21 protein-coding genes are annotated in these 20,570 nt (G+C 72.4%); 5 read left to right on the forward strand and 16 right to left on the reverse strand.

Annotated elements, in window-relative coordinates; translation table 11 throughout:
* Positions 1-34 precede the first annotated feature (34 nt).
* Positions 35-205 (forward strand): DUF8834 family protein, encoded by a 171-nt coding sequence (locus tag EMA17_RS51735; RefSeq protein WP_160161407.1) that lies wholly within the window; start codon positions 35-37, stop codon positions 203-205.
* 79 nt (positions 206-284) lie between these two features.
* Here EMA17_RS51735 and EMA17_RS14740 read toward each other — a convergent pair whose 3' ends face one another.
* From EMA17_RS14740 to EMA17_RS14760, 5 genes are all read right to left on the reverse strand, one after another.
* Positions 285-917, reverse strand: a complete 633-nt coding sequence (locus tag EMA17_RS14740; RefSeq protein WP_126637434.1) for an MBL fold metallo-hydrolase — start codon at positions 915-917, stop codon at positions 285-287.
* Positions 914-1,999: an S-(hydroxymethyl)mycothiol dehydrogenase gene (locus EMA17_RS14745; protein ID WP_126637435.1), complete on the reverse strand. Its 1,086-nt coding sequence runs from the start codon at positions 1,997-1,999 to the stop codon at positions 914-916. The genes EMA17_RS14740 and EMA17_RS14745 overlap by 4 nt, the downstream gene beginning before the upstream one ends.
* A gap of 43 nt (positions 2,000-2,042) precedes the next feature.
* Positions 2,043-2,657 carry a MarC family protein gene (locus EMA17_RS14750; RefSeq protein WP_126637436.1) on the reverse strand — a complete coding sequence of 205 codons (615 nt, stop codon included), beginning with the start codon at positions 2,655-2,657 and terminating at the stop codon, positions 2,043-2,045.
* Complete coding sequence (locus EMA17_RS14755) at positions 2,654-3,502, reverse strand: PHP domain-containing protein (RefSeq protein WP_126637437.1); 849 nt, start codon at positions 3,500-3,502, stop codon at positions 2,654-2,656. Before EMA17_RS14755 ends, EMA17_RS14750 begins: the two co-directional genes overlap by 4 nt.
* 88 nt (positions 3,503-3,590) lie before the next feature.
* Positions 3,591-4,226, reverse strand: a complete 636-nt coding sequence (locus EMA17_RS14760) for a DUF6758 family protein (RefSeq protein ID WP_126637438.1) — start codon at positions 4,224-4,226, stop codon at positions 3,591-3,593.
* Between the two features lie 188 nt (positions 4,227-4,414).
* Between EMA17_RS14760 and EMA17_RS14765 the strand changes: the two genes are divergently transcribed.
* Both EMA17_RS14765 and EMA17_RS14770 read left to right on the forward strand, forming a co-directional pair.
* On the forward strand, positions 4,415-4,816 hold the full coding sequence (locus EMA17_RS14765; RefSeq protein ID WP_126637439.1) for an NUDIX hydrolase: 402 nt from the start codon (positions 4,415-4,417) through the stop codon (positions 4,814-4,816).
* Entirely contained in the window at positions 4,813-5,724 is a 912-nt protein-coding gene (locus tag EMA17_RS14770) for a ribokinase (protein ID WP_126637440.1), read from the forward strand. The genes EMA17_RS14765 and EMA17_RS14770 overlap by 4 nt, the downstream gene beginning before the upstream one ends.
* Before the next feature lie 109 nt (positions 5,725-5,833).
* Here EMA17_RS14770 and EMA17_RS14775 read toward each other — a convergent pair whose 3' ends face one another.
* A complete protein-coding gene (locus EMA17_RS14775; protein ID WP_126637441.1) occupies positions 5,834-6,340 on the reverse strand; it encodes a MaoC family dehydratase in 507 nt (168 codons plus the stop codon).
* Between the two features lie 211 nt (positions 6,341-6,551).
* The gene (locus EMA17_RS14780; protein ID WP_126637442.1) at positions 6,552-7,160 is read right to left on the reverse strand and encodes a suppressor of fused domain protein; all 609 of its coding nucleotides are present in this window, start codon (positions 7,158-7,160) and stop codon (positions 6,552-6,554) included.
* 489 nt (positions 7,161-7,649) lie between these two features.
* Here EMA17_RS14780 and corA point away from each other — a divergent pair, with 489 nt between their 5' ends.
* The gene (gene corA, locus EMA17_RS14785) at positions 7,650-8,726 is read left to right on the forward strand and encodes a magnesium/cobalt transporter CorA (protein ID WP_126637443.1); all 1,077 of its coding nucleotides are present in this window, start codon (positions 7,650-7,652) and stop codon (positions 8,724-8,726) included.
* Positions 8,727-8,758: 32 nt separating this feature from the next.
* On the opposite strand, the gene EMA17_RS14790 is transcribed toward corA, so the two are convergent.
* The 7 genes from EMA17_RS14790 to hutU all read right to left on the reverse strand — a co-directional run bounded on the left by EMA17_RS14790 (position 8,759) and on the right by hutU (position 17,353).
* Complete coding sequence (locus EMA17_RS14790) at positions 8,759-9,256, reverse strand: YflT domain-containing protein (RefSeq protein ID WP_126637444.1); 498 nt, start codon at positions 9,254-9,256, stop codon at positions 8,759-8,761.
* 183 nt (positions 9,257-9,439) lie between these two features.
* Entirely contained in the window at positions 9,440-10,321 is an 882-nt protein-coding gene (locus tag EMA17_RS14795; protein WP_126637445.1) for an alpha/beta fold hydrolase, read from the reverse strand.
* Between the two features lie 201 nt (positions 10,322-10,522).
* Entirely contained in the window at positions 10,523-11,719 is a 1,197-nt protein-coding gene (locus EMA17_RS14800; protein WP_126637446.1) for an acyl-CoA dehydrogenase family protein, read from the reverse strand.
* Positions 11,720-11,893: 174 nt separating this feature from the next.
* Positions 11,894-13,060, reverse strand: coding sequence for an imidazolonepropionase (gene hutI, locus EMA17_RS14805; RefSeq protein ID WP_126637447.1), 1,167 nt, complete (start codon positions 13,058-13,060; stop codon positions 11,894-11,896).
* Between the two features lie 80 nt (positions 13,061-13,140).
* Positions 13,141-14,478: a formimidoylglutamate deiminase gene (locus EMA17_RS14810; protein WP_126637448.1), complete on the reverse strand. Its 1,338-nt coding sequence runs from the start codon at positions 14,476-14,478 to the stop codon at positions 13,141-13,143.
* Positions 14,475-15,662, reverse strand: a complete 1,188-nt coding sequence (locus EMA17_RS14815; RefSeq protein ID WP_126637604.1) for an allantoate amidohydrolase — start codon at positions 15,660-15,662, stop codon at positions 14,475-14,477. Before EMA17_RS14815 ends, EMA17_RS14810 begins: the two co-directional genes overlap by 4 nt.
* Positions 15,663-15,679: 17 nt before the next feature.
* Complete coding sequence (gene hutU / locus EMA17_RS14820; protein WP_126637449.1) at positions 15,680-17,353, reverse strand: urocanate hydratase; 1,674 nt, start codon at positions 17,351-17,353, stop codon at positions 15,680-15,682.
* A gap of 232 nt (positions 17,354-17,585) precedes the next feature.
* Here hutU and EMA17_RS14825 point away from each other — a divergent pair, with 232 nt between their 5' ends.
* Positions 17,586-17,906 (forward strand): hypothetical protein, encoded by a 321-nt coding sequence (locus EMA17_RS14825; RefSeq protein ID WP_126637450.1) that lies wholly within the window; start codon positions 17,586-17,588, stop codon positions 17,904-17,906.
* 90 nt (positions 17,907-17,996) lie between these two features.
* Here the strand turns inward: EMA17_RS14825 and EMA17_RS14830 are convergent, their stop codons facing one another.
* Complete coding sequence (locus tag EMA17_RS14830; protein WP_126637451.1) at positions 17,997-18,857, reverse strand: MurR/RpiR family transcriptional regulator; 861 nt, start codon at positions 18,855-18,857, stop codon at positions 17,997-17,999.
* 146 nt (positions 18,858-19,003) lie between these two features.
* Positions 19,004-20,539: a histidine ammonia-lyase gene (hutH, locus tag EMA17_RS14835; protein ID WP_371863004.1), complete on the reverse strand. Its 1,536-nt coding sequence runs from the start codon at positions 20,537-20,539 to the stop codon at positions 19,004-19,006.
* Positions 20,540-20,570: the final 31 nt, after the last annotated feature.

Genomic DNA, 20,570 nt, shown 5'->3' on the forward strand with positions numbered 1-20,570 from the left:
GCGCTACTTCGGACCGGAGGGAAGGGAGACGCACATGCGTTACCGAATCACCAACCTCAGCCGAGCCCAGGAATCGACCGGGTCCAACCCGGCCAACTGCGCCGTCGTCGACATCGACACCGTACAGGCGGCCCTGAAACGGGCCGAGGCCTACGGCGAGCGCCTGTACATCCGTCCCGTGAAGACGGCGGCGGACGCGGGCTGATTTTTCGACTGAGGCTGAACCGAGGGCGCTCCCCCGTACGGGGAGCGCCCTCGTCGTATCCGGACACGATCGGGCCGGCTCAGTGGCCCCGGGTCACCCACGCGTCGTAGTCCGCCGCCTCCGCGCCGATCGTCGTCTCGTCGCCGTGCCCGGTGAGCACGCGCGTGCCCTCGGGCAGGCCGAGCAGGCGGCCCTTGATCGACTCCAGGATCACCGGGAACGACGAGAACGAGCGGCCCGTGGCGCCGGGGCCGCCCTTGAACAGCGTGTCGCCGGAGAAGAGCGCGGCCAGGTCCGGGGCGTACAGGCAGACCGCGCCCGGCGCGTGGCCCGGGGTGTGCAGGACCCGCAGGTCCAGACCCGCGACGGTGATCACCTCGCCGTCGGCCAGGTCGACGTCCGGCGCGCGGTCGGGATACACCGCGTCCCACAACATCCGGTCGCTCGGGTGCAGATGGATCGGCGCACCGGTGCGTTCGGCCAACTCGGCGGCGGCGTTGATGTGATCGTTGTGGCCGTGGGTGAGCACGATGCCGGTCACCGTACGGTCGCCCACGCGCGCCGCGATGGCCGCCGCGTCGTGTGCGGCGTCGACCACCACCACCTCGCGGTCGTCGCCGACGATCCACACGTTGTTGTCCACGTCGAAGTCCTGGCCGTCGAGCGAGAAAACGCCCGAGGTGACCACGTGGTCGATGCCGCCGGCCGTCACAGGATCACCACCGAGCGCAGCACGTCGCCGTGGTGCATCTTCTCGAACGCGGCCTCGACGTCGGCCAGGGTGATCCGCTCGCTGACGAACGCGTCCAGGTCGAAACGACCCTGGCGGTACAGGTCGATCAGCATCGGGAAGTCGCGCGAGGGCAGGCAGTCGCCGTACCAGGACGACTTGAGCGCGCCGCCGCGGCCGAACACGTCGAGCAGGGGCAGTTCGAGCGTCATGTCCGGGGTGGGCACGCCCACCAGGACCACGGTGCCGGCCAGGTCGCGGGCGTAGAACGCCTGCTTGTAGGTCTCCGGGCGGCCGACCGCGTCGATCACCACGTCGGCGCCGAAGCCGCCGGTGAGTTCGCGGATCGCCTCGACCGGGTCGCCCGACGTCGAGTTCACCGTGTGCGTGGCGCCGGCCCGGCGGGCCCACTCCAGCTTGCGGTCGTCGAGGTCGACGGCGATGACCCGCGCCGCGCCGGCGAGCCGGGCACCGGCGACGGCCGCGTCGCCGACACCGCCGCAGCCGATCACCGCGACCGTGTCGCCGCGGCCGACGTTGCCGGTGTTCACCGCCGCGCCCAGGCCCGCCATCACGCCGCAGCCGAGCAGGCCGGCCGCGGCGGGGTCCGCCTCGGGGTCGACCTTGGTGCACTGTCCGGCGGCGACCAGGGTCAGTTCGGCGAACGCGCCGATCCCGAGCGCGGGGCTCAGCTCGGTGCCGTCCTCCAGGGTCATCTTCCGCGTGGCGTTGTGCGTGGCGAAGCAGTACTGCGGACGGCCGCGCCGACACGCCCGGCAATCACCGCACACCGCACGCCAGTTCAGGATCACGAAGTCGCCGACGGCCACCTCGGTGACGCCCTCGCCGACCGACTCGACGATGCCGGCGGCCTCGTGGCCGAGCAGGTACGGGTAGTCGTCACCGATGCCGCCCTCGCGATAGTGCAGGTCCGTGTGGCAGACGCCGCACGCCTGCACCTTCACCCGCGCCTCGCCCGGACCCGGGTCCGGCACCACGATGGTCTCGATCGAGACCGGTGCGCCCTTGGCGCGTGCGACGACGCCGCGTACCGACTTGCTCATGTTCCTCCGCCTCTCCCCAACCACGGCTGTTGCCTTTCGCACCCTATGGCTTCGCCTCGATGAAACCCCGGACCCCGTCCGCGCACAGCTGTACCGCGATCGCCGAGAGCAGCAGGCCCGAGAGCCGGGTCACCAGGACCACGCCGCTCTCCTTGATGATCTTGATGATGCCGAGCGAGAAGCGCATGGTCAGCCACAACACCACGTGGATCGCCACGATCGCGGTCCACACACCGAGGTACTGCCCGGCGTCGTGCGCCTTCTGCACGCCGACGATCGCGGCCACGATCGCGCCGGGGCCGGCCAGGAGGGGTGTGCCGAGGGGCACCAGCGCGACATTGACGTCCTTGTTCTCGGTCGGCTCCTCGGCCTTGCCGGTGAGCAACGACAGTGCCACCAAAAGCAGCAGCAGACCTCCGGACACCTTCAGCGCCGGGATCGACACGTGCAGATAGTCGAGGAGCTTCTGCCCGAACAGACCGAAGACGGAGATCACGCAGAACGCGACGGTGGCCGCCTGCCAGGCCATGCGCTTGCGCACGGCCTGCGGTCGGCCACCGGTGAAGCTCAGATACAGCGGGATGATGCCCGGCGGGTCCATGATCACGAAGAGGGTGACGAAGGACGAGCCGAAGAGAGTGACGTCGAACCAGTTCATGGGGTGAGGGGTCTTGCTCCTGTCGCCAGTTCCGCGATCGCCCCGTACGACTCTGGATCTGTGGTGTTTTCTCCGAGATTGATCGTTTTGCGGGTGCCATGGTAGTCACTCGAACCGGTGGTGATCAGCCGCAGCTCCCCGGCGAGACCGCGCAGGTGTGCCCGCATCGTGTCGTCGTGGTCCATGTGGTCCACCTCGATCCCGGCCAGACCCGCCTCGGCCAGCTCGGCGATCGTGGCGTCGGAGACGGTTCGCCCGCGCGTGACCGCGCCCGGGTGGGCGAACACCGCGACCCCGCCCGCGCCGGTGATCAGTCGCACCGCGTCGGCGGCTCGGATCTCGTACTTGCCCACGAACGCCCGCCCGCCGTCCTTGAGCCACTCGGGCGTGAACGCGGCGGACACGTCCGCGACCACGCCCGCCTCGACCAGGGCGGTGGCCACGTGCGGCCGGCCCACCGCACCGCCGCCCGCGATCTCCCGTACCCGCTCCCAGGTGATCGGCGCGCCCAGTTCCCGGCAGCGCGCCACCATCGCCTCGGCCCGACGGACCCGGTCGGTGCGGACCAGCTCGCGCGCCCGGGCGAACTCGGGCTCGGCGGGGTCGAACAGGTAGCCCAGCATGTGCAGACTGATCCCGCCCTCGGCCACGCAGGAGATCTCCGCGCCGCGCACCAGCGTCAGCCGGTCGGGCAGCGCCTCGGCCGCGGCCGCCCAGCCCGCGGTGGTGTCGTGGTCGGTGAGCGCCACCACGTCCAGGCCGGCCGCCCGCGCCTTGCGGACCAGGTCGGCGGGTGCGTCGGTACCGTCGGAAGCGGTGCTGTGGGTGTGCAGGTCGATGCGCACGCGGACCTCGTCTGCGGGAGGGTCGATGGACGCTCCCGACCCTAGTCACCCGGATCCGCTCGCCCGTACGACCCCGGGCCCCCGCGGGTCAGCGGTCGAGCAGTTGCGGGGACAGCGCTCCGCACGGCAACAGCTGCAACTCGGCCCCGGCGTCGCGCAGATCGGTGAGGACGACGTCGTCGTAGACCAGATGCCCCGCCTTGCACGGCCACAGGATCGCCCACAACCACAACCCCATCGCCTCGCCCGCGTACACCGCGCGGTCGGCCGGCGAGTCGGTGACACACCACAGCGGGGTCGGCCGACCGGCCGCCATCAGCTTCGCGGGCGCGGACTTGACGAAGTCGCCACCGGGATCGTGACCGGGCAACCCGGCGTAGCGGGCGCCGAGTCCGACCCCCACCTCCTCGGCCACGAGCACCAGTTCGCCGCGCCCGCCCAGCGGCGCGGGACCGGTACAGGCGACCGCGACCGCCCGCGAGCCACCACGATCGTCACCCGCGTGGGCGACCCCGGTGTAGAGCCAGCCGACCGGCAGCGGCCAGGGCAACCAGACCGGCACGCGGGAGCGGCGCACCACCGCGTCCAACGCCTCGACACTGGGCGGCACGACGGGTTGCAGCGGAGGCACGGCGCCATGGATCTCGCATTCCCACGTCTCCGAGAACAGACCCGGAGCGCGGACCCGGCCGCCGCAGCGGGGGCAGCTCGGCTCGCCCTTCATAGGACAAGACGGTCCACTGCCCGAGGCTTCGCGTCAAGGACGATCACTCCTTCGGTGCGTCCGGGCCGCCGACCGGCGTACGACCGCCCGCGACGCGCCGGACGCGCGCGCCCGAGCGCCCCTCGACGCCGAGTCCGGCGGCGCGGCCCCCGTCGGGATCCGCCGAACGGGGACTAGGCTCGGGAGGCATGCGGCTCATTCCCTGCGTCGGTGCGATCGTCCTGGACTCGGAGGGACGGGTGCTCCTGGTGCGACGCGCGAAAATGCCGGGCGAGGGGCGGTGGTCGCTGCCCGGCGGGCGGGTCGAGGCAGGTGAGACCGACGCGGTCGCGCTGGCCCGGGAGATGGTCGAGGAGACCGGACTCGAGGTGACTGTGGGGCCGCTGGTCGGCTCGGTGTCGCGACCCGCGCCCGACGGCGGCACCTACGAGATCCGCGACTACGCCTGTACACCCCACGGCGGCACCCTGCGCGCGGGCGACGACGCCGACGCGGTGCGCTGGATCGCCGCCGGCGAACTGGGCCGACTCGACCTGGTCGACGGCCTCCTCGACGCCCTGCGCGAGTGGAACGTCCCGGGTGTGGCGTGAACGGCCCCGCACGCTTGCTGGTGGTCGGCTCGATCAACGCCGACCTGGTGGTCCGGGTACCGGCACACCCCCGCCCGGGCGAGACGGTCCTCGGCGGCGACCTGGCGGTGCACCCGGGCGGCAAGGGCGCCAATCAGGCGGTCGCGGCGGCGCGGCTGGGCGCCGACGTGGCGCTGGCCGGCCGGGTGGGCGACGACGACCACGGCCGCATGTTGCTCGCCACGCTGCGCCGGGAGGGCGTTCGCACCGAGGCGATGCGCACCTTCCCCGGCTCCTCGGGCGTCGCGCTGATCACGGTCGACGACGCGGGCGAGAACACCATCACCGTGGCCCCCGGAGCCAACGCCCGCTTCGCGCCGACCGATGTGACCGACCTGGCCCCGGCGATCGAGGCCGCCGCGGTGGTCTCCCTGCAACTGGAGATCCCGCTGGACACCGTCCGGGCGGTGATCGAACGTTGCGAGGCGGCGCACACCCGGGTGGTGCTGAACCCGTCGCCGGCCGTTTCGAGGGATGTGCTGACCTCCGGAACGCTGCTCCGGGCCTGCGATCCGCTCGTCCTCAACGAGCACGAGGCAACCACGATCGCGGGCGACGGCGACGCCCGCGAGGCGCTGAAGCTGTTGCGGGCGCTCGACCCGAGCCCACGTTCGATCGTGCTCACGCTGGGCTCTGCCGGTGCGCTGATCGCCGAGGCCGACGCGGAACCGGTGCACATCGCCGCGCCGCCGGTGACCGCGGTCGACACCACGGGCGCGGGCGACGCGTTCACCGGCGCGCTGGCCTGGCGGCTGGCCGCCGGCGACGCCCTGCCCGCCGCGACCCGGTACGCGGTCCGCGCCGGCGCGGCAGCGGTCCGGCGCGCGGGCGCCCAGTCGTCCTACCCGACGCCCGACGAACTGCCGTAGGGCGTCCGTCGGTCCGCCGGCTCCGCCCCCGCGTCCGTTCGCGTCGGGCGCGGGCGGTCGCACCGCTGCCGGGAGCGACCCGCCCGCGCTCGACGCATCGGGTTTCCGCTCAGCCCTCGATCGGTTCCGGGCGCCCGGGCTGCTCGCCGCCACGCTTTTCCCCGTAGCTCTCCTTGGGCACCATGACCTTGCGCTTGAACACACACACGAGCGTGCCGTCCTGCTTGTAGCCCTTGGTCTCCACGTAGACGACGCCCCGGTCGTCCTTGGACTTCGACTCCCACTTGTCCAGGACGAGGGTCTGGCCGTAGATGGTGTCCCCGTGGAACGTCGGTGCCACGTGTCGCAGCGACTCGATCTCCAGGTTGGCGATGGCCTTGCCCGAGACGTCCGGCACCGACATGCCGAGCAGCAGCGAGTAGATGTAGTTGCCCACCACCACGTTCCGGCCGAAATCGGTGGTCTTCTCGGCGTAGTTGGCATCCATGTGCAGCGGGTGGTGGTTCATGGTGAGCAGACAGAACAGGTGGTCGTCGTACTCGGTCACGGTCTTCCCGGGCCAGTGCTTGTAGATCGCACCGACCTCGAACTCCTCGTAGTAGCGGCCGAACTGCATCTCGGTCCCCTCTCGCCTGGTAACACATCGAACAGGACACATCACGTCGAACGCTCGTCGAACCCGATTCGGGTACCCGCCCCTGGGAGGTCGGGTGGCGACGGACGACGAGCACATCGACGGACGGGTTCGAGGATAGGGAGCCGACCCCACCACGCAGTAGGGGGCGCCCGGTGACGTGGGTCATGGACAGCCGCCGTGATCCCACCCCTCAGCCCAACGGCACCGCGCGGCGGTCGGGGTCGCGGAGATCCGTGGCGTGGCGGAGCCATTTCTCCTGGAGGGCCTCCGCGCCCTGTGCGCGTTTCCAGGCGGCCTCGGCCGGGGTCATCGGGAGAAGGGGGAAGAAGCGGACCGGGTCGGCGGGTGCCGGCAGCGGCAGGTCCACGACCAGACCGCCGGGTTCGGCGACCAGAACCGCGTGGAACGCGCCGCCCTCCCACAGCGGGCCGCCCAGATCGAGCGACGCGCCGGGGGCGATCACCAGGCCCTCCACCTGCGGGGTCGCGCCCAGCACGGCCAGCGGGCGCAGTACCGAGTCGTGGCCGCCGCGCACCGAGAGCACCAGTTCCGCCCGCGGGCCCGCCACCGGATCGGCGAGCGCCGCCGCCGGATCGGCCATCGGCGCCCGGGACATGCCCACCGTCGCGTACCGGAGCACACCCTCGGTGTCGGGCCCGAAGCGCAACACCTCGATGCGATCGGCCCCCACGAAGGTGACGCCGGCCCGCCCGGTCGGCTCGCCGAAGGCCGCCGTCAGATGCGCCTCGACCTGCGGAGTGGGGTCGATCGGCTCGGGTCCCGGCGTGAAGTCGAACATGCCCGCATGCTAATTCGCCGTCAAGAGCCGCACGAGCCAAGGCCGTCGCGGCCGTGGGCGGGGGCACTCTGGTGTACTCTGCATAGTCGGCCCGCAGGACGTACGACGTCCGCGCGCCATCGGATGACGGATGCGTCCTCGCCCGACCCGCCCGGTCGGCGTCCGAGGACTTCCCCCAGCGGGGACCGGCCGTGGGAGGTGATCGTGGTGCATACCAGCACACCGTGCAGTACCGGCGGCTCACCCGATCTTCCCCGATCCAGTCGCACGCCCCGCCCTTTCTGAGGGTTTCCGAGACTTTCCCCGGATTCCGACCGCCCGCTCGTGGCGGCCCGGTTCCCGTTCTCCGAATGTCCTCCGTGACGGGGCGTCAGGATCTTTTGCCGTTCTTTCGGTGATTCGTTCCGCTTGCACGTGTCGACGCTCCCCTCGGCCTGCCCGCCGCGGTGGTTCGGCGTCGGCGTGTGCCGGTCATCCCAGGAGCCCGTCATGTCGATGATCCGCGACCTCCGCGCCGCAGTCCGCCCGTACCGCCGCACCCCGCTGCCGTCGAGCACGCCCGTGGCGACCGGGAACTGTGTGGTGGACTGTGCCGTGTATCGCGACGGCCATCGCCTGGACGGCTACGCGAACCCCGACTCGGCGATCCACGAGGTGCGCGAGGGCGGCGGCTTCGTCTGGATCGGCCTGCACGAGCCCAGCGCACTCGAACTGTCCGGTATCGCCGAACGGTTCGGCCTGCACCCGCTCGCCGTGGAGGACGCCGTACACGCGCATCAGCGGCCCAAGCTGGAGCGCTACGACGACACCCTGTTCGCGGTCTTCAAGACGGTCACCTACGTCGAGCACGAACAGCTCTCCGCGACCAGCGAGATCGTCGAGACCGGCGAGATCATGGTCTTCCTCGGCAACGACTTCGTGGTCACCGTGCGGCACGGTCGGCACGGCGCGCTCGGCGATCTGCGCTGCCGCCTGGAGGACGGCGCCGAACTCCTCGCCGCGGGCCCATCGGCGGTGCTGCACGCGGTCGCCGACCGGGTGGTGGACACCTACCTCGACGTCGCCCAGCTCATCCAGGACGACATCGACCAGGTCGAGAACGACGTGTTCGGCGGCGGTGGCGCGGGCGACGCGGGCCGGATCTACCAGCTCAAGCGCGAACTGCTCGAACTCAAGCGCGCGGTCGCCCCGCTCGCCCGCCCGCTGCACGCGCTCGCCGAGCGGCCGATGCGCCAGGTACACCCCGACATCCGGGAGTACTTCCGCGACGTCGAGGACCACCTGTCCCGGGTCGGCGAACAGGTGGCGTCGTTCGACGAGTTGCTGACCTCGATCCTGCAGGCCAACCTCGCGCAGGTGACGGTCGCGCAGAACGAGGACATGCGCAAGATCTCGGCCTGGGTGGCGATCTTCGCCGTGCCCACGATGCTCGCCGGGGTGTACGGGATGAACTTCGAGCACATGCCCGAGCTGAAGTGGCGGTACGGCTACCCGATGACGTTGTCGGTGATCGTGGTCGTGTGCACGCTGATGCACCGGGGCTTCCGCCGCAACGGCTGGCTGTAGCGGCCCGGTCGGCGGCGTCGGGGCGCGGCGGCCTACAACTCCAGTCGGCCGACCAGGTTGCGCGCCCGCTCGGCCAGGTCGGGTCGCACCACCACGTCGTAGCGCGAGGCCACGATCTGGCTGGTGGAGACGAAGTCCCGACGGCCGCCCAGCGCCTTGTACCCCAACCAGCCGAACAAGGCGCCCGCGGCGATGCCCCAGACCAGCCCCATCAGCACCAGCCAGATCCACCCGTGGCTGCGAACCGCGAAGATGCCCAGGAACAGCCCGATCATCAGCCCGAACCACGCACCGCTCGCCGCACCGGACGCCGCCGCCTTGCCAGCGGTGAGCCGACCCAGCACGTTCTCGACCATGCGCAGGTCGGCACCGACGATCGCGGTGTTCTCCACCGGGAACTCGTGGTCCGACAGGTAGTCGACCGCCCGCTGGGCACCCGCGTAGTTCGTGTAGGACGCGATGACCTGGCCGGTGTTCGCCAGGTCGGGCCCGGGCGCACCCGCGCCGGGAGGAAGATTCCGACCGAACATGCTGCCGCCTCGCCTGAATGCCGGCCGAATCCCGGCCCGTATGGTCGTTCGACCGGGAGCCTGTACCCGACAAAATCCATGACAACACGTGGCGAATAGGCCGAATATCGGTCAACCCGTGCGGTTGCCGGTCCGGTCGCGTCGAGGACGGAGCGCGGTCGGGAGGGGCCCGGGCCGTGGCCCCTACCTCGCCAAGACCTCGCGCACCGCCTCCCCCACCGCGTCCGGGCGGTCCAGCATCACGAAGTGGGCGGAGTCGTCCAGCACCTCGCAGCGGCCCTGCGGCGACAGGTTCGCCAGGGTGCGCAGGGCCCGTACCCAGCGGGCCCGGGCGGCCAGGCTCTCGTAGCCCCCGGCGGCGGCCAGCACCCGCAGCGGGACGTCCGGCAGCGGTGCGACCCGGCGCAGGTCGGCGAGTTCGGCGGCCACGTCGAAGTACGTGGCGTTCTCGGTGAGCGCCGCCGCGAAGAACCGCCCCGAGCCGTACGACCCGCGCACCCAGCGCGCGTCCGCCACGTCCCGGTGCCGGCGCGACTGGGTGAACAGGATCGAGCGCCGCGCCGCGGGACCGATCGCCCGACTCACGCCGGTGGCCCGCATCGCCCCGCCCAGCGCCCTGGCCGCCCGGATCCGGGCCTGCCGGGCGGGTCGCGGTCGCGGCTTCTCCTCGTTGCTCGGATCGACCAGGACCAGGCCCGCCGTGCGCTCGGGGTACATCCGGGCGAAGCCCTCGACGTGGAAGGCGCCGAGCGAGTGAGCGAGCAGGACGTACGGGCCGGGCAGCGCGAGCGCGTCCGCCAGCGCGGCGATGCGATCGGCCTCGTGGGCCAGCGTGGGCGGGCGCGGGTCGGGCTGCGAGTAGCCCAGGCCCGGGCGGTCGAAGCGGACCACCGTGCAGTCGGCGGTGAGCGGCGGCACCACCGGATCCCAGTCGAACCACGCGCCGCCGAGCCCACTGGTGGCAATCACCACGGGACCGGCGCCTTCGCGGACCACGTGCAGCGCGGTCCCGTCGATCCGGACGAACTCCCCGGGCGGTACCGGTACCGGGCGTCTGGCGACCATGATGGGCTCCCCGTCACTCGAGGTTGCGCGTGCCGCCATCATCGGTCGCGGGGCGGGCCCCGTCCCGCAACGACGCGACCGCTACGCCGACCGAGCCGATACCGGACCCGGTTGGCCGCCGGCCACCCCGGCGCGACGACGCAACGTGCCGATCATTGGCTCCCGTCCCGAGATCCGGGGCGGGAGCCACGACCCGGGGCCTCAGCCCTTGAGCTTGTAGTCCTCCAGCAGCCGCCGGCCGATGATCATCTTCTGAATCTCGGCCGTGCCCTCGCCGATCAGCAGCATGGGCGCCTCGCGGTAGAGGCGTTCGATCTCGAATTCGCGCGAGAACCCGTACCCGCCGTGGATCCGGAACGCGTCCTCGACGACCTCCTTGCAGTATTCGGAGGCCAGGTACTTGGCCATCCCCGCCTCGAGGTCGTTGCGCTCGCCCGCGTCCTTCTTGCGCGCCGCGTTGACCATCATCGCGTGCGCGGCCTCGACCTTGGTGGCCATCTCGGCGAGCTTGAACTGGATCGCCTGGTGCCCGGTCAGCGGCTTGCCGAAGGTCTCCCGCTGCTGCGCGTAGCGAATGCCCAGCTCGAACGCGCGCTGCGCGACCCCGCAGCCGCGCGCGGCCACGTTCACCCGGCCCACCTCGACGCCGTCCATCATCTGGTAGAAGCCCTTGCCGGGCACCCCGCCCAGAATGCGATCGGCCGGCACCCGGCAGTTGTCGAGCACCATCTCGGTGGTGTCGACACCCTTGTAGCCCATCTTGTCGATCTTGCCGGGGATGGTCAGGCCCGGGCGCGTCTCGCCGAAGCCGGACTCCTTGTCGATCAGGAACGTGGTCATGTTCCGGTAGACCGAGTCCTCGCCCAGCTCGGTCTTGGTCAGCACCGCGACGAGATTGGCGCTGCCGCCGTTGGTGAGCCACATCTTCTGGCCGTTGAGTACGTAGAACTCGCCGTCCGGCACCGCCTTGGTGCGGATCGCCGACACGTCCGACCCACAGTGCGGCTCCGACATCGAGAAGGCGCCGCGGATCTCGCCCTCGGCCATCTTCGGCAGGTAGTACGCCTTCTGCTCGTCGGTGCCGTGCTGCTTGATCATGTACGCGACGATGAAGTGCGTGTTGATGATGCCGGACACGCTCATCCAGCCGCGCGCGATCTCCTCGACCACCAGCGCGTAGGTCAGCAGCGACTCGCCGAGGCCGCCGTACTCCTCCGGGATCATCAGGCCGAACAGGCCCATGGCCTTCATGCCCTCGACGATCTCCGCCGGGTACTCGTCCCGGTGCTCCAGCTCGGTCGCGACCGGGATGATCTCCTTGTCCACGAACGTGCGGACCGTGGAAAGGATCTCCCGCTGGACTTCGGTGAGTCCGTCGGTCTGTGCGAGGCGGCCCATGGGCGGCGCTCCTTCCGTCTGCGCATGTCCGGGCCCCACTCCCTCGGGGTCCCGGCCACGCTTCTGGCTTAGAGAGTTACCGGGGAGTATCCACGAGCGCGCCGGGTCGCGACAGAGGGGGTCCGTAACGCGGGCACCCCGATTTCGAACGATCCGTCGGCCACTCGACCTCGCTCAGACCGCCACGCCCGCCCGCCACACCGCGCGCACCAGCGGTACACCGGGCCGGTAGGCGAGGTGCACGTGCGAGGGCGCGTCCAGCTCGACCACGTCGGCGCGCGCCCCCGGCCGCAGCACGCCCACGTCCGAGCGACGCAGCGCGCGCGCACCGCCGGCGGTCGCCGCGTACAGCGCCTCGTCGGGCGTCATGCCCATGTCCCGCACCGCGAGCGCGATGCAGAACGGCATCGACGTGGTGAAGCTGGAGCCGGGGTTGCAGTCGGTGGACAGCGCCACCTCGACGCCGGCGGCGAGCAGCCGGCGGGCGTCCGGGTAGACCGCGCGGGTGGAGAATTCCGCGCCGGGGAGCAGCGTGGCCACCGTGTCGCCGGCCGCGAGCGCGTCCACGTCGGCATCGGCGAGGTGGGTGCAGTGGTCGGCCGAGGCCGCGCCGAGCTCGACGGCCAGTTGTACGCCGGGCCCGTGCCCGAGCTGGTTGGCGTGTACGCGCGGGATCAGGCCCTTGGCCTTGCCGGCGGTCAGGATCGCCCGGGCCTGGTCGCCGTCGAACGCGCCGCGCTCGCAGAAGACGTCCACCCAGCGGGCGTGCGGCGCGCAGGCGTCCAGCATCGGGCCGGTGACGAGGTCGACGTAGCCGGCCGGGTCGTCGGCGTATTCCGGCGCGACGATGTGCGCGCCGAGGTAGGTGGTCTCGGCGGTGAACGCCGACGCGATCCGCAACGCGCGTTCCTCGTCGGCGACGGTGAGGCCGTAGCCGGACTTGATCTCGATCGTGGTGGTGCCCTGCCGCGCCGCCTCGGCCACCAGCAGGCCGGCGTTCGCGGCCAACTGTCGCTCGCTCGCGGCCCGGGTCGCGGCCACCGTGGTACGAATCCCGCCGGCCCGGTACGCCTGGCCGGACATCCGCGCGTCGAACTCGGCGGTGCGGTCGCCGGCGAAGACCAGGTGCGAGTGCGAGTCGACGAAGCCGGGCTGGACCGCGCGGCCCTCGGCGTCGTGCCGGGTGTCCGCGTCCGGGGCGCTCGCGGCGGCCCCCACCCACACGATGCGGTCGCCGTCGAGCACGAGGGCCGCGTCCCGGAGCAGGCCGAGGGGGCCGGCGCCGAGTTCGGGGTCGTTGGTGACCAGCGAGCCGATGTTGGTGATCAGGGTGGTGGCCACGCGCGAGTGGTCCCTTCGGTCCGGGGTGGCGGCCGTTCGAGGCGAAGCGGCCGGGTGACGGGGGGTACTGGATCAGTGGATCAGCGGAACAGATCGTGGATCGCCGTGGTCAGCGCCCGCGGGACCGCCTCCACGAGCTGGTGCACACCGTCGCGGACGACGACCCGGCCGTCGACCAGCACGTGTGTGACGTCGCCCGCGGCGGCCGCGAACACGGCCGCCTCGCCGGCCAGTCGGGGCACGGTGCCGGCCAGCCGCACCGAGTCCAGACCGATGGTGGTGAGGTCGGCCAGGGCACCGACCTCGATCCGGCCCGCGTCCGGCCACCCGAGGGCCCGGTGGCCGACGGTGGTGGCGTACGCCAGCAGCGCGGCCGAGGTGAAGTGGCCGCGTCGCCCGGTGCGCAGGCGTTCGTCGAGTTCGACCGCGCGGGCCTCCTCGAACAGGTCGATCACCGCCTGGCTGTCGCTGCCCAGGGACAGCGGCACCCCGGCCCGGACCAGGTCGCCGGCCGGGCCGATGCCGTCGGCGAGGTCGCGCTCGGTGGTGGGGCAGAAGCAGACGCCCGCCCCGGACCGGGCCAGTGCGGCGATGTCGGCGTCGGTGAGGTGGGTGGCGTGTACCGCCGTCGCGTTCGGGCTCCAGAACCCGTGCGCGTCGAGCAGTCCGGTGGGGGTCAGGCCGTAGTGCGCGAGGCACGCGGCGTTCTCGGCGGGCTGCTCGGACAGGTGCACGTGGACCGGCACACCCTCGGTCCGCGCCGCCCAGCCGGCGTAGTCGTCCTTCGTGGCGAACGCCCGGACCGAGTGGATCGCCGCCCCGATCCGGGTGTTGGCGTCGCCGCGCAGCGCGCTCCAGCGCTCGTACCAGCCGTCGGAGCCGCCGTCGCCGAAGCGGCGCTGCACGCCCGCCAACGGCTGGTGGCCGTCGGCGGTGAGGCCGCCGTGCAGGTAGCAGGTGTCGAGGAGGGTGAGCCGGACACCGGCCTGTCGGGCCGCCTCGATCAGCGCATGGCCCATCGCGTTGGGGTCGTCGTACGGCGTGCCGTCCGGGCCGTGGTGCAGGTAGTGGAACTCGCCCACGGAGGTGATCCCGGCCAGCGCCATCTCGGCGTACACCGCCCGCGCGAGCGCGAGGTAGGTGTCCGGGTCGAGCCGGCCGGCCGCCTTGTACATCTGGTCGCGCCAGGTCCAGAAGGTTCCGGTGCCGGACTGGGTGCGCCCGCGCAGCGCCCGGTGGAAGGCGTGCGAGTGGGCGTTGGCCAGGCCCGGCAGGGTCAGCCCGGGCAACACCGAGGCGCCCGCCGGCACCGGGCGGTCGGGGGTGACCGAGGCGATGCGGCCGTCCACGATCGAGAGCACCACGTCGCGCTCGATCCCGGTGCGGGTCCACACCAGTTCACACCAGTACTCGCTCACACCGCGTCCTCGCTCGTCAGGTCCGTCACCACGTCGGCCAGCGCCGCCACGCCCGCGAGGCAGTCCACCATCTCCGCGCTCTCCGCCGGCGAGTGCGACACGCCGGTGGGGTTGCGGACGAACACCATCGCGGTGGGCACGTGCGCGGACAGGATGCCCGCGTCGTGGCCGGCGCCGGTGGGCAGGATCGGCGCGCCGCCGAGCCGCTTGGCGATGCGGTCGCGCAGCGGGGCGGCGAACTCGACGATCGGGGTGTACGACTCGCGGGCGACCTGGACGCAGACCGCGTCGCGCTCGCCGCGCTCGGTGGCGGTCCGGATGATCTCGCCGACCACCTCGTCCAGGGTCTGCTCGTCGGCGGCGCGCGCGTCGAGCCAGCCGTGCACCTCGGACGCGATCGCGTTGGCCGCGCCGGGGCGCGCGTCGACCTTGCCGAAGGTGGCCAGGGCGCCGGCGAGATGGGCCTTCTTGCGGGCGGCGAGCACGGTGTTGGCGTAGGTGAGCATCGGGTCGCGCCGGTCCTCCAGGCGGGTGGTGCCCGCGTGGTTGGCCTCGCCGCGGAAGTCGAAGCGCCAGCGCCCGTGCGGCCAGATCGCCGAGGCGACGCCCACCGCGCGGTCCCGGTGCACCAGGTCGCGGCCCTGCTCCACGTGCAGTTCGACGAACGCGGCGATGCGGCCGAGCCGTTCGGGGTCGGGCCCGATCGCGGCCGGGTCGAATCCGGCGCGCTCCATCGCGTCGCCCAGGAACACCCCGTCGGCGTCCTTCAGCGCCCGCGCCTGCTCCGGCGTCAACACCCCGGCGGACAACCGGGATCCGACGCAGGCCACGTTGAACCGGGCGCCCTCCTCGTCGCCGAAGTTGACGATGCCCAGCGGGCGGGTCGGCTCCTCGCCGCGCTCGCGCAGCAGGTCGAGCGCGGCGAAGGAGGAGACCACGCCCAGCGGTCCGTCGTAGGCGCCGCCGTCGGGCACCGAGTCGAGGTGGCTGCCGATCACGACCGCGTCGGGGCCGGTCGCGGTCCACGCCCACTGGTTGCCGTTGCGGTCCTCCTCGTACAGCAGTCCCCGGCTCTCGGCCTGCTCGCGAAACCACGCGCGGCACTCGGCGTCGGCCCCGGTCCACGCGTAGCGGCGATAGCCGCCGGAGGCGGCGCGACCCACCGGGAGCAGGTCGCGCCACATCGCCTCGAAGCCGGTGCTCACGCGTCGCCTTCCCGCATCGGCACCCGCACACCACGCTCGTCCGCGACCTCGCCGGCCAGGTCGTAGCCCGCGTCGACGTGGCGGATCACACCCATGCCGGGGTCGTTGGTGAGCACGCGGCGGATCTTCTCGCCGGCCAGCGGCGTGCCGTCGGCGACGGTGACCTGGCCCGCGTGGATCGAGCGGCCGATGCCGACCCCGCCGCCGTGGTGGATGGACACCCACGAGGCGCCGGAGGCCACGTTGACCATCGCGTTGAGCAGCGGCCAGTCGGCGATCGCGTCGGAGCCGTCGAGCATGCCCTCGGTCTCCCGGTACGGGCTGGCCACCGAGCCGCAGTCGAGGTGGTCGCGGCCGATCACGATCGGCGCGGCCAATTCGCCCGAGGCGACCATGTCGTTGAACCGCTCGCCGGCCCGGTCCCGCTCGCCGTAGCCCAGCCAGCAGATCCGCGCGGGCAGCCCCTGGAAGTGCACCTTCTCCTGGGCCAGCTTGATCCAGCGGGCCAGCGACTCGTTCTCCGGGAACAGGTCGAGCACGGCCTTGTCGGTCTTGGCGATGTCGCGCGCGTCGCCGGAGAGCGCGGCCCAGCGGAACGGGCCCTTGCCTTCGCAGAACAGCGGCCGGATGTACGCCGGGACGAAGCCCGGGAAGTCGAACGCCCGGGTGTAGCCCGCGAGTTGCGCCTCGCCGCGGATCGAGTTGCCGTAGTCGAAGACCTCGGCGCCCCTGTCCTGGAAGCCGACCATGGCCTCGACGTGCCTGGCCATCGACTCCCGGGCGCGGTCGGTGAACTCGGCGGGCTTGGTCCGCGCGTATTCGGCCATGTCCTCGAACGCGACGCCGACCGGCAGGTAGGCGAGCGGGTCGTGGGCCGAGGTCTGGTCGGTGACGATGTCGATCGGGGCGTCCATCGCGAGCAGCTGCGGGACCAGTTCGGCCGCGTTGCCGAGCAGGCCGATGGACAGCGGCCGGCGGGCGTCGCGCGCCTCGACGGCGAGCCGCAGCGCGGCGTCCAGCGTCTCGACCCGGGTGTCGCAGTAGCCGTGCTCGATGCGCCGGTCGATGCGTGAGGGGTCGCAGTCGATACAGATGACCACGCCGCCGTTCATGGTGACGGCCAGCGGTTGCGCGCCACCCATGCCGCCGAGCCCGGCGGTGAGGGTGATGGTGCCCTCCAGGCTGCCGCCGAAGCGCTTGGCGGCGACCGCGGCGAAGGTCTCGTAGGTGCCCTGGAGGATGCCCTGGGTGCCGATGTAGATCCACGAACCGGCGGTCATCTGGCCGTACATGGTCAGCCCGGCCGACTCCAGCCGGCGGAACTCCTCCCAGTTCGCCCAGTCGGGCACCAGGTTGGAGTTGGCGATCAGCACGCGCGGCGCCCACTCGTGGGTCTGCATCACGCCGACCGGACGGCCCGACTGCACGAGCAGCGTCTCGTCCTGTTTCAGCGTGGTCAGCGTGCGGGTGATCGCCTCGAAGGAGCGCCAGTCGCGGGCGGCCTTGCCGGTGCCGCCGTAGACGACCAGCTTGTCCGGGTGCTCGGCGACCTCGGGGTCGAGGTTGTTGAGCAGCATCCGCAGAGCGCCCTCCTGCTGCCACCCCCGGGTGGTGAGCGTGCTGCCGCGCGGTGCGCGCACCTCGCGCGGTCCTGCGGTGTGGTCCGACATGGCGGCGCCCCTTCTGCTTCGGCTCGCATCGGTCCGTGTGCGGAACCGTATGCGGATCTGTATGAAAACATTCAGTCGCTTTCGAAGTGAATCTATCTGTTCTGTGAGGTGGCGCCAAGAGAGTCGGCCGAGTGGACCGCACGAGGACCGCGGCGGCACGGGATTTGACCCATCCGGTGCCATTTCCGACGCCCGGTGATCGGCCGGGACCGGCCCCGGGTAGCCGGACCGCATGGATCTGCAGGAGGTGCTGTGGGCGATCACCGCCCTGGGTGCGTTCGTGGCGTTCGCGGGCCTGGTGATGCTGCTGACCGGGCGCGGGCGGGAGCCGGGCGTGGTGGCCTTGGTGGTGATGACGGGCGCGCTGCTGTGTACCGGCGGGTTCCTGCTCAGCGTTCCGCGCTACCGGGACACCGCCCTGATCGCGGGCGGCTCGGCGGCGGTGGGCGTCCTGGCCATGCTCGCGGCGATCACGCTGATGCCCGCGCACCGGGGGGCGGGCGACGGGCCGCGCGGGGTCACGTCGGAGCAGGACCCCGGGCGGCGCGGCTGAGCGTGGTGTGCCTGCGCGGCACGAGGCCCGCTCGGTACGAAGGCCCGCCCCCGTGACGGTGGTCGCCCGCAGGCCGCGGGCACCCGCCGCTCAGGTCGCGAACAGGCCGCGGTCGCCGGCCCGGCGTTCGAAGTCTTCGAGCCTGGCCTGGGTCCGGGCCGGTTCGATGTCGCACATGGCCTGCAGGAGGATCTGGCCCATCAGGATCGGGGCGCCGTACGAGTCGAAGACCAACTGCGAGCCGACGCCCGCGATCAGGACCGCGTCGGACAGGGCCGCCGCCGGGGCGAACGGGCTGTCGGTCACCGTCACGATGCGCAGGCCGAGGTCGCGCGCGACCCGCAGGCCCTCGCCCAACTCCCTCGGGTAGCGCGGCAGCGCGAAGCACAGCAGGCCCGTGGCGCCCGCCGCGCGGGCCTGGTCGAGCCGGTCCACGAGCAGCGAGCCGCCCTCGTCCAGGACCCGGACCTCGGGCAGCACCTTGGCGGCGAAGTAGCCGAAGCCGCGCGCCGGCGCCATCCCCGTGCGCAACCCGAGCACCACCAACGGACGTGAGGGCGCGAGCAGTTCGGCCGCGCGCGCGATCGGGCCCGGGTCGGCGAGCTGGTCGGCGAGCCGGGCCAGGTTGGCGATCTCGGCGTGCACGGCACCGACGTACTCGTTGCGGTCCACCTCCGTGGCCGACTCGGGCGTGGTCGGCAGGCCCAGTTCGCGCAGGTGCCGGCGCAGCGCCGGGTATCCGTCGAAGCCGAGCGCGACCGCGAACCGGGTCACCGAGGGCTGGCTGACCCCGGCGAGTTGGGCCACCTCGACGCTGGAGAGGAACACCGCCTCGCCCGCGTGCCGGACCAGGCAGTGCGCGATCCGGCGCTGGGTGGGGGTGAGCCGGTGGCGCTCGAAGAGGGCGAGCAGGCGGGCGGAAGGGCTCGCGTCGTCGTCGGCCACCGACATCTCTCCTCGCTGTTCGGACGTTGCCCGGGTGCCGTCGCGGCCCCGGGCCGGCGCGGGCCGAGGGCGGTCCGCGCCGATGCCGCGGCCGGGGACCCGTGTCGGTCCCGGCCGCGGTATCAGTTCATCCTGCCTGATCTGATGGGGAATCAGTTCAGCTCGCCGGTCACCGAGCGGGCGGCCTCGATCACACCGCCGGCGCGGACGAAGGCGTCGGCGGCCTCCAGATCCGGTGCCAGGAAGCGGTCCGGGCCCACTCCCTCGCCACCGCTCGCCCGCAGCGCGGCCACCACCGCGGCGGTCGCGGGCGCGGGCGCACCGGCCCCGGCGGCCACTCGCATGTCCAGCGCCCGGGCGGCGGTGGTCAGCTCGATCGCCAGAACGCGGTTCAGGTTGTCGATCGCGCGGCGCAGCTTGCGGGCCGCGCTCCAGCCCATCGAGACGTGGTCCTCCTGCATCGCCGAGCTGGGGATGGAGTCGGCGGAGGCGGGCACCGCCAGGCGCTTGCACTCGGAGACGAGCGCGGCCTGGGTGTACTGGGCGATCATCAGGCCGGAGTCGACGCCCGGGTCGTCGGCGAGGAACGCGGGCAGGCCGTGCGAGCGGGACGGGTCGAGCAGCCGGTCGGTGCGGCGCTCGGCGATCGAGCCGAGGTCGGCCACCGCGACGGCGAGGAAGTCGAGCACGTAGCCGACCGGGGCGCCGTGGAAGTTGCCGTTGGACTCGATCCGGCCGTCCTCCAGGATCACCGGGTTGTCCACGGCGGCGGCCAGCTCGCGATCGGCGACGAGCAGCGCGTGGGCCAGGGTGTCCCGGCCCGCGCCGGCCACCTGCGGCGCGCAGCGCACCGAGTAGGCGTCCTGGACGCGCGGCGCGGCGTCCTGGTGGTGCCCGGTCAGCGCCGAGCCCTGGAGCACCCGCGACATGTTGGCCGCGCTGGCCGCCTGGCCCGGGTGCGGGCGGATGGCGTGCAGCGCCGGGTCGAGCACGCGCGAGGTGCCGAGCAGCGCCTCCATCGTCATCGCGGCGGTGATGTCGGCGGTGGTGAACAGTCGGGCGAGATCGGCGCCGGCCATCAACAACATGCCGAGCATGCCGTCGGTGCCGTTGATCAGCGCCAGACCCTCCTTCTCCTTGAGCTCGATCGGCTCGATCCCGGCGGCGGCGAGCAGCTCGGCGGCGGGGCGCACCTCGCCGTCGGGACCGGCCGCCTCGCCCTCGCCGGTGAGCACGAGGGCACAGTGCGCGAGCGGCGCCAGGTCCCCGCTGCACCCGAGCGAGCCGAATTCGCGGACCACCGGCGTGATGCGGGCGTTCAGCAGCGCGGCCATGGTGCGCGCGACCACCGGGCGCACGCCCGTGCGACCCGAGCACAGCGTCTTCAACCGGAGCAGCATCAGCGCGCGGACCACCTCGTCCTCGACGCGCGGGCCCATCCCGGCGGCGTGCGAGCGGACCAGCGAGTGTTGCAGGCGCGTACGCAGTTCGGGGCTGATGTGCCGGACGGCGAGCGCGCCGAAGCCGGTGGACACCCCGTAGACGGGTTCGGTGCGCGCGGCGAGTCCTTCGACGACGGCCCGGGAGCCGGTCATCGCCTTGATCGCGCTTTCGGCGAGTTCGACGCGTGCGCCGGTGCGGGCGACCGCGAGGACGTCCCTCGGGGACATCCCGGCCTCGCCGATCAGGACGGTGGCGGGAGCTGCTTCGGGGGCGCTG

The sequence above is a fragment of the Embleya hyalina genome (assembly GCF_003967355.1).
GTDB classification, from domain to species: Bacteria; Actinomycetota; Actinomycetes; order Streptomycetales; family Streptomycetaceae; genus Embleya; species Embleya hyalina.

Coding starts and splice junctions, on each gene's coding strand:
- EMA17_RS14825 (WP_126637450.1), top strand. CDS start 17,586: ATGGATCTGCAGGAGGTGCTGTGGGCGATCACCGCCCTGGGTGCGTTC.
- EMA17_RS51735 (WP_160161407.1), top strand. CDS start 35: ATGCGTTACCGAATCACCAACCTCAGCCGAGCCCAGGAATCGACCGGG.
- EMA17_RS14765 (WP_126637439.1), top strand. CDS start 4,415: ATGCGGCTCATTCCCTGCGTCGGTGCGATCGTCCTGGACTCGGAGGGA.
- EMA17_RS14745 (WP_126637435.1), bottom strand. CDS start 1,999: ATGAGCAAGTCGGTACGCGGCGTCGTCGCACGCGCCAAGGGCGCACCG.
- EMA17_RS14800 (WP_126637446.1), bottom strand. CDS start 11,719: ATGGGCCGCCTCGCACAGACCGACGGACTCACCGAAGTCCAGCGGGAG.
- hutU (WP_126637449.1), bottom strand. CDS start 17,353: ATGTCGGACCACACCGCAGGACCGCGCGAGGTGCGCGCACCGCGCGGC.
- EMA17_RS14830 (WP_126637451.1), bottom strand. CDS start 18,857: ATGTCGGTGGCCGACGACGACGCGAGCCCTTCCGCCCGCCTGCTCGCC.
- EMA17_RS14760 (WP_126637438.1), bottom strand. CDS start 4,226: ATGAAGGGCGAGCCGAGCTGCCCCCGCTGCGGCGGCCGGGTCCGCGCT.
- EMA17_RS14780 (WP_126637442.1), bottom strand. CDS start 7,160: ATGTTCGACTTCACGCCGGGACCCGAGCCGATCGACCCCACTCCGCAG.
- EMA17_RS14750 (WP_126637436.1), bottom strand. CDS start 2,657: ATGAACTGGTTCGACGTCACTCTCTTCGGCTCGTCCTTCGTCACCCTC.
- EMA17_RS14795 (WP_126637445.1), bottom strand. CDS start 10,321: ATGGTCGCCAGACGCCCGGTACCGGTACCGCCCGGGGAGTTCGTCCGG.
- EMA17_RS14790 (WP_126637444.1), bottom strand. CDS start 9,256: ATGTTCGGTCGGAATCTTCCTCCCGGCGCGGGTGCGCCCGGGCCCGAC.
- EMA17_RS14775 (WP_126637441.1), bottom strand. CDS start 6,340: ATGCAGTTCGGCCGCTACTACGAGGAGTTCGAGGTCGGTGCGATCTAC.
- corA (WP_126637443.1), top strand. CDS start 7,650: ATGTCGATGATCCGCGACCTCCGCGCCGCAGTCCGCCCGTACCGCCGC.
- EMA17_RS14815 (WP_126637604.1), bottom strand. CDS start 15,662: ATGTGGCGCGACCTGCTCCCGGTGGGTCGCGCCGCCTCCGGCGGCTAT.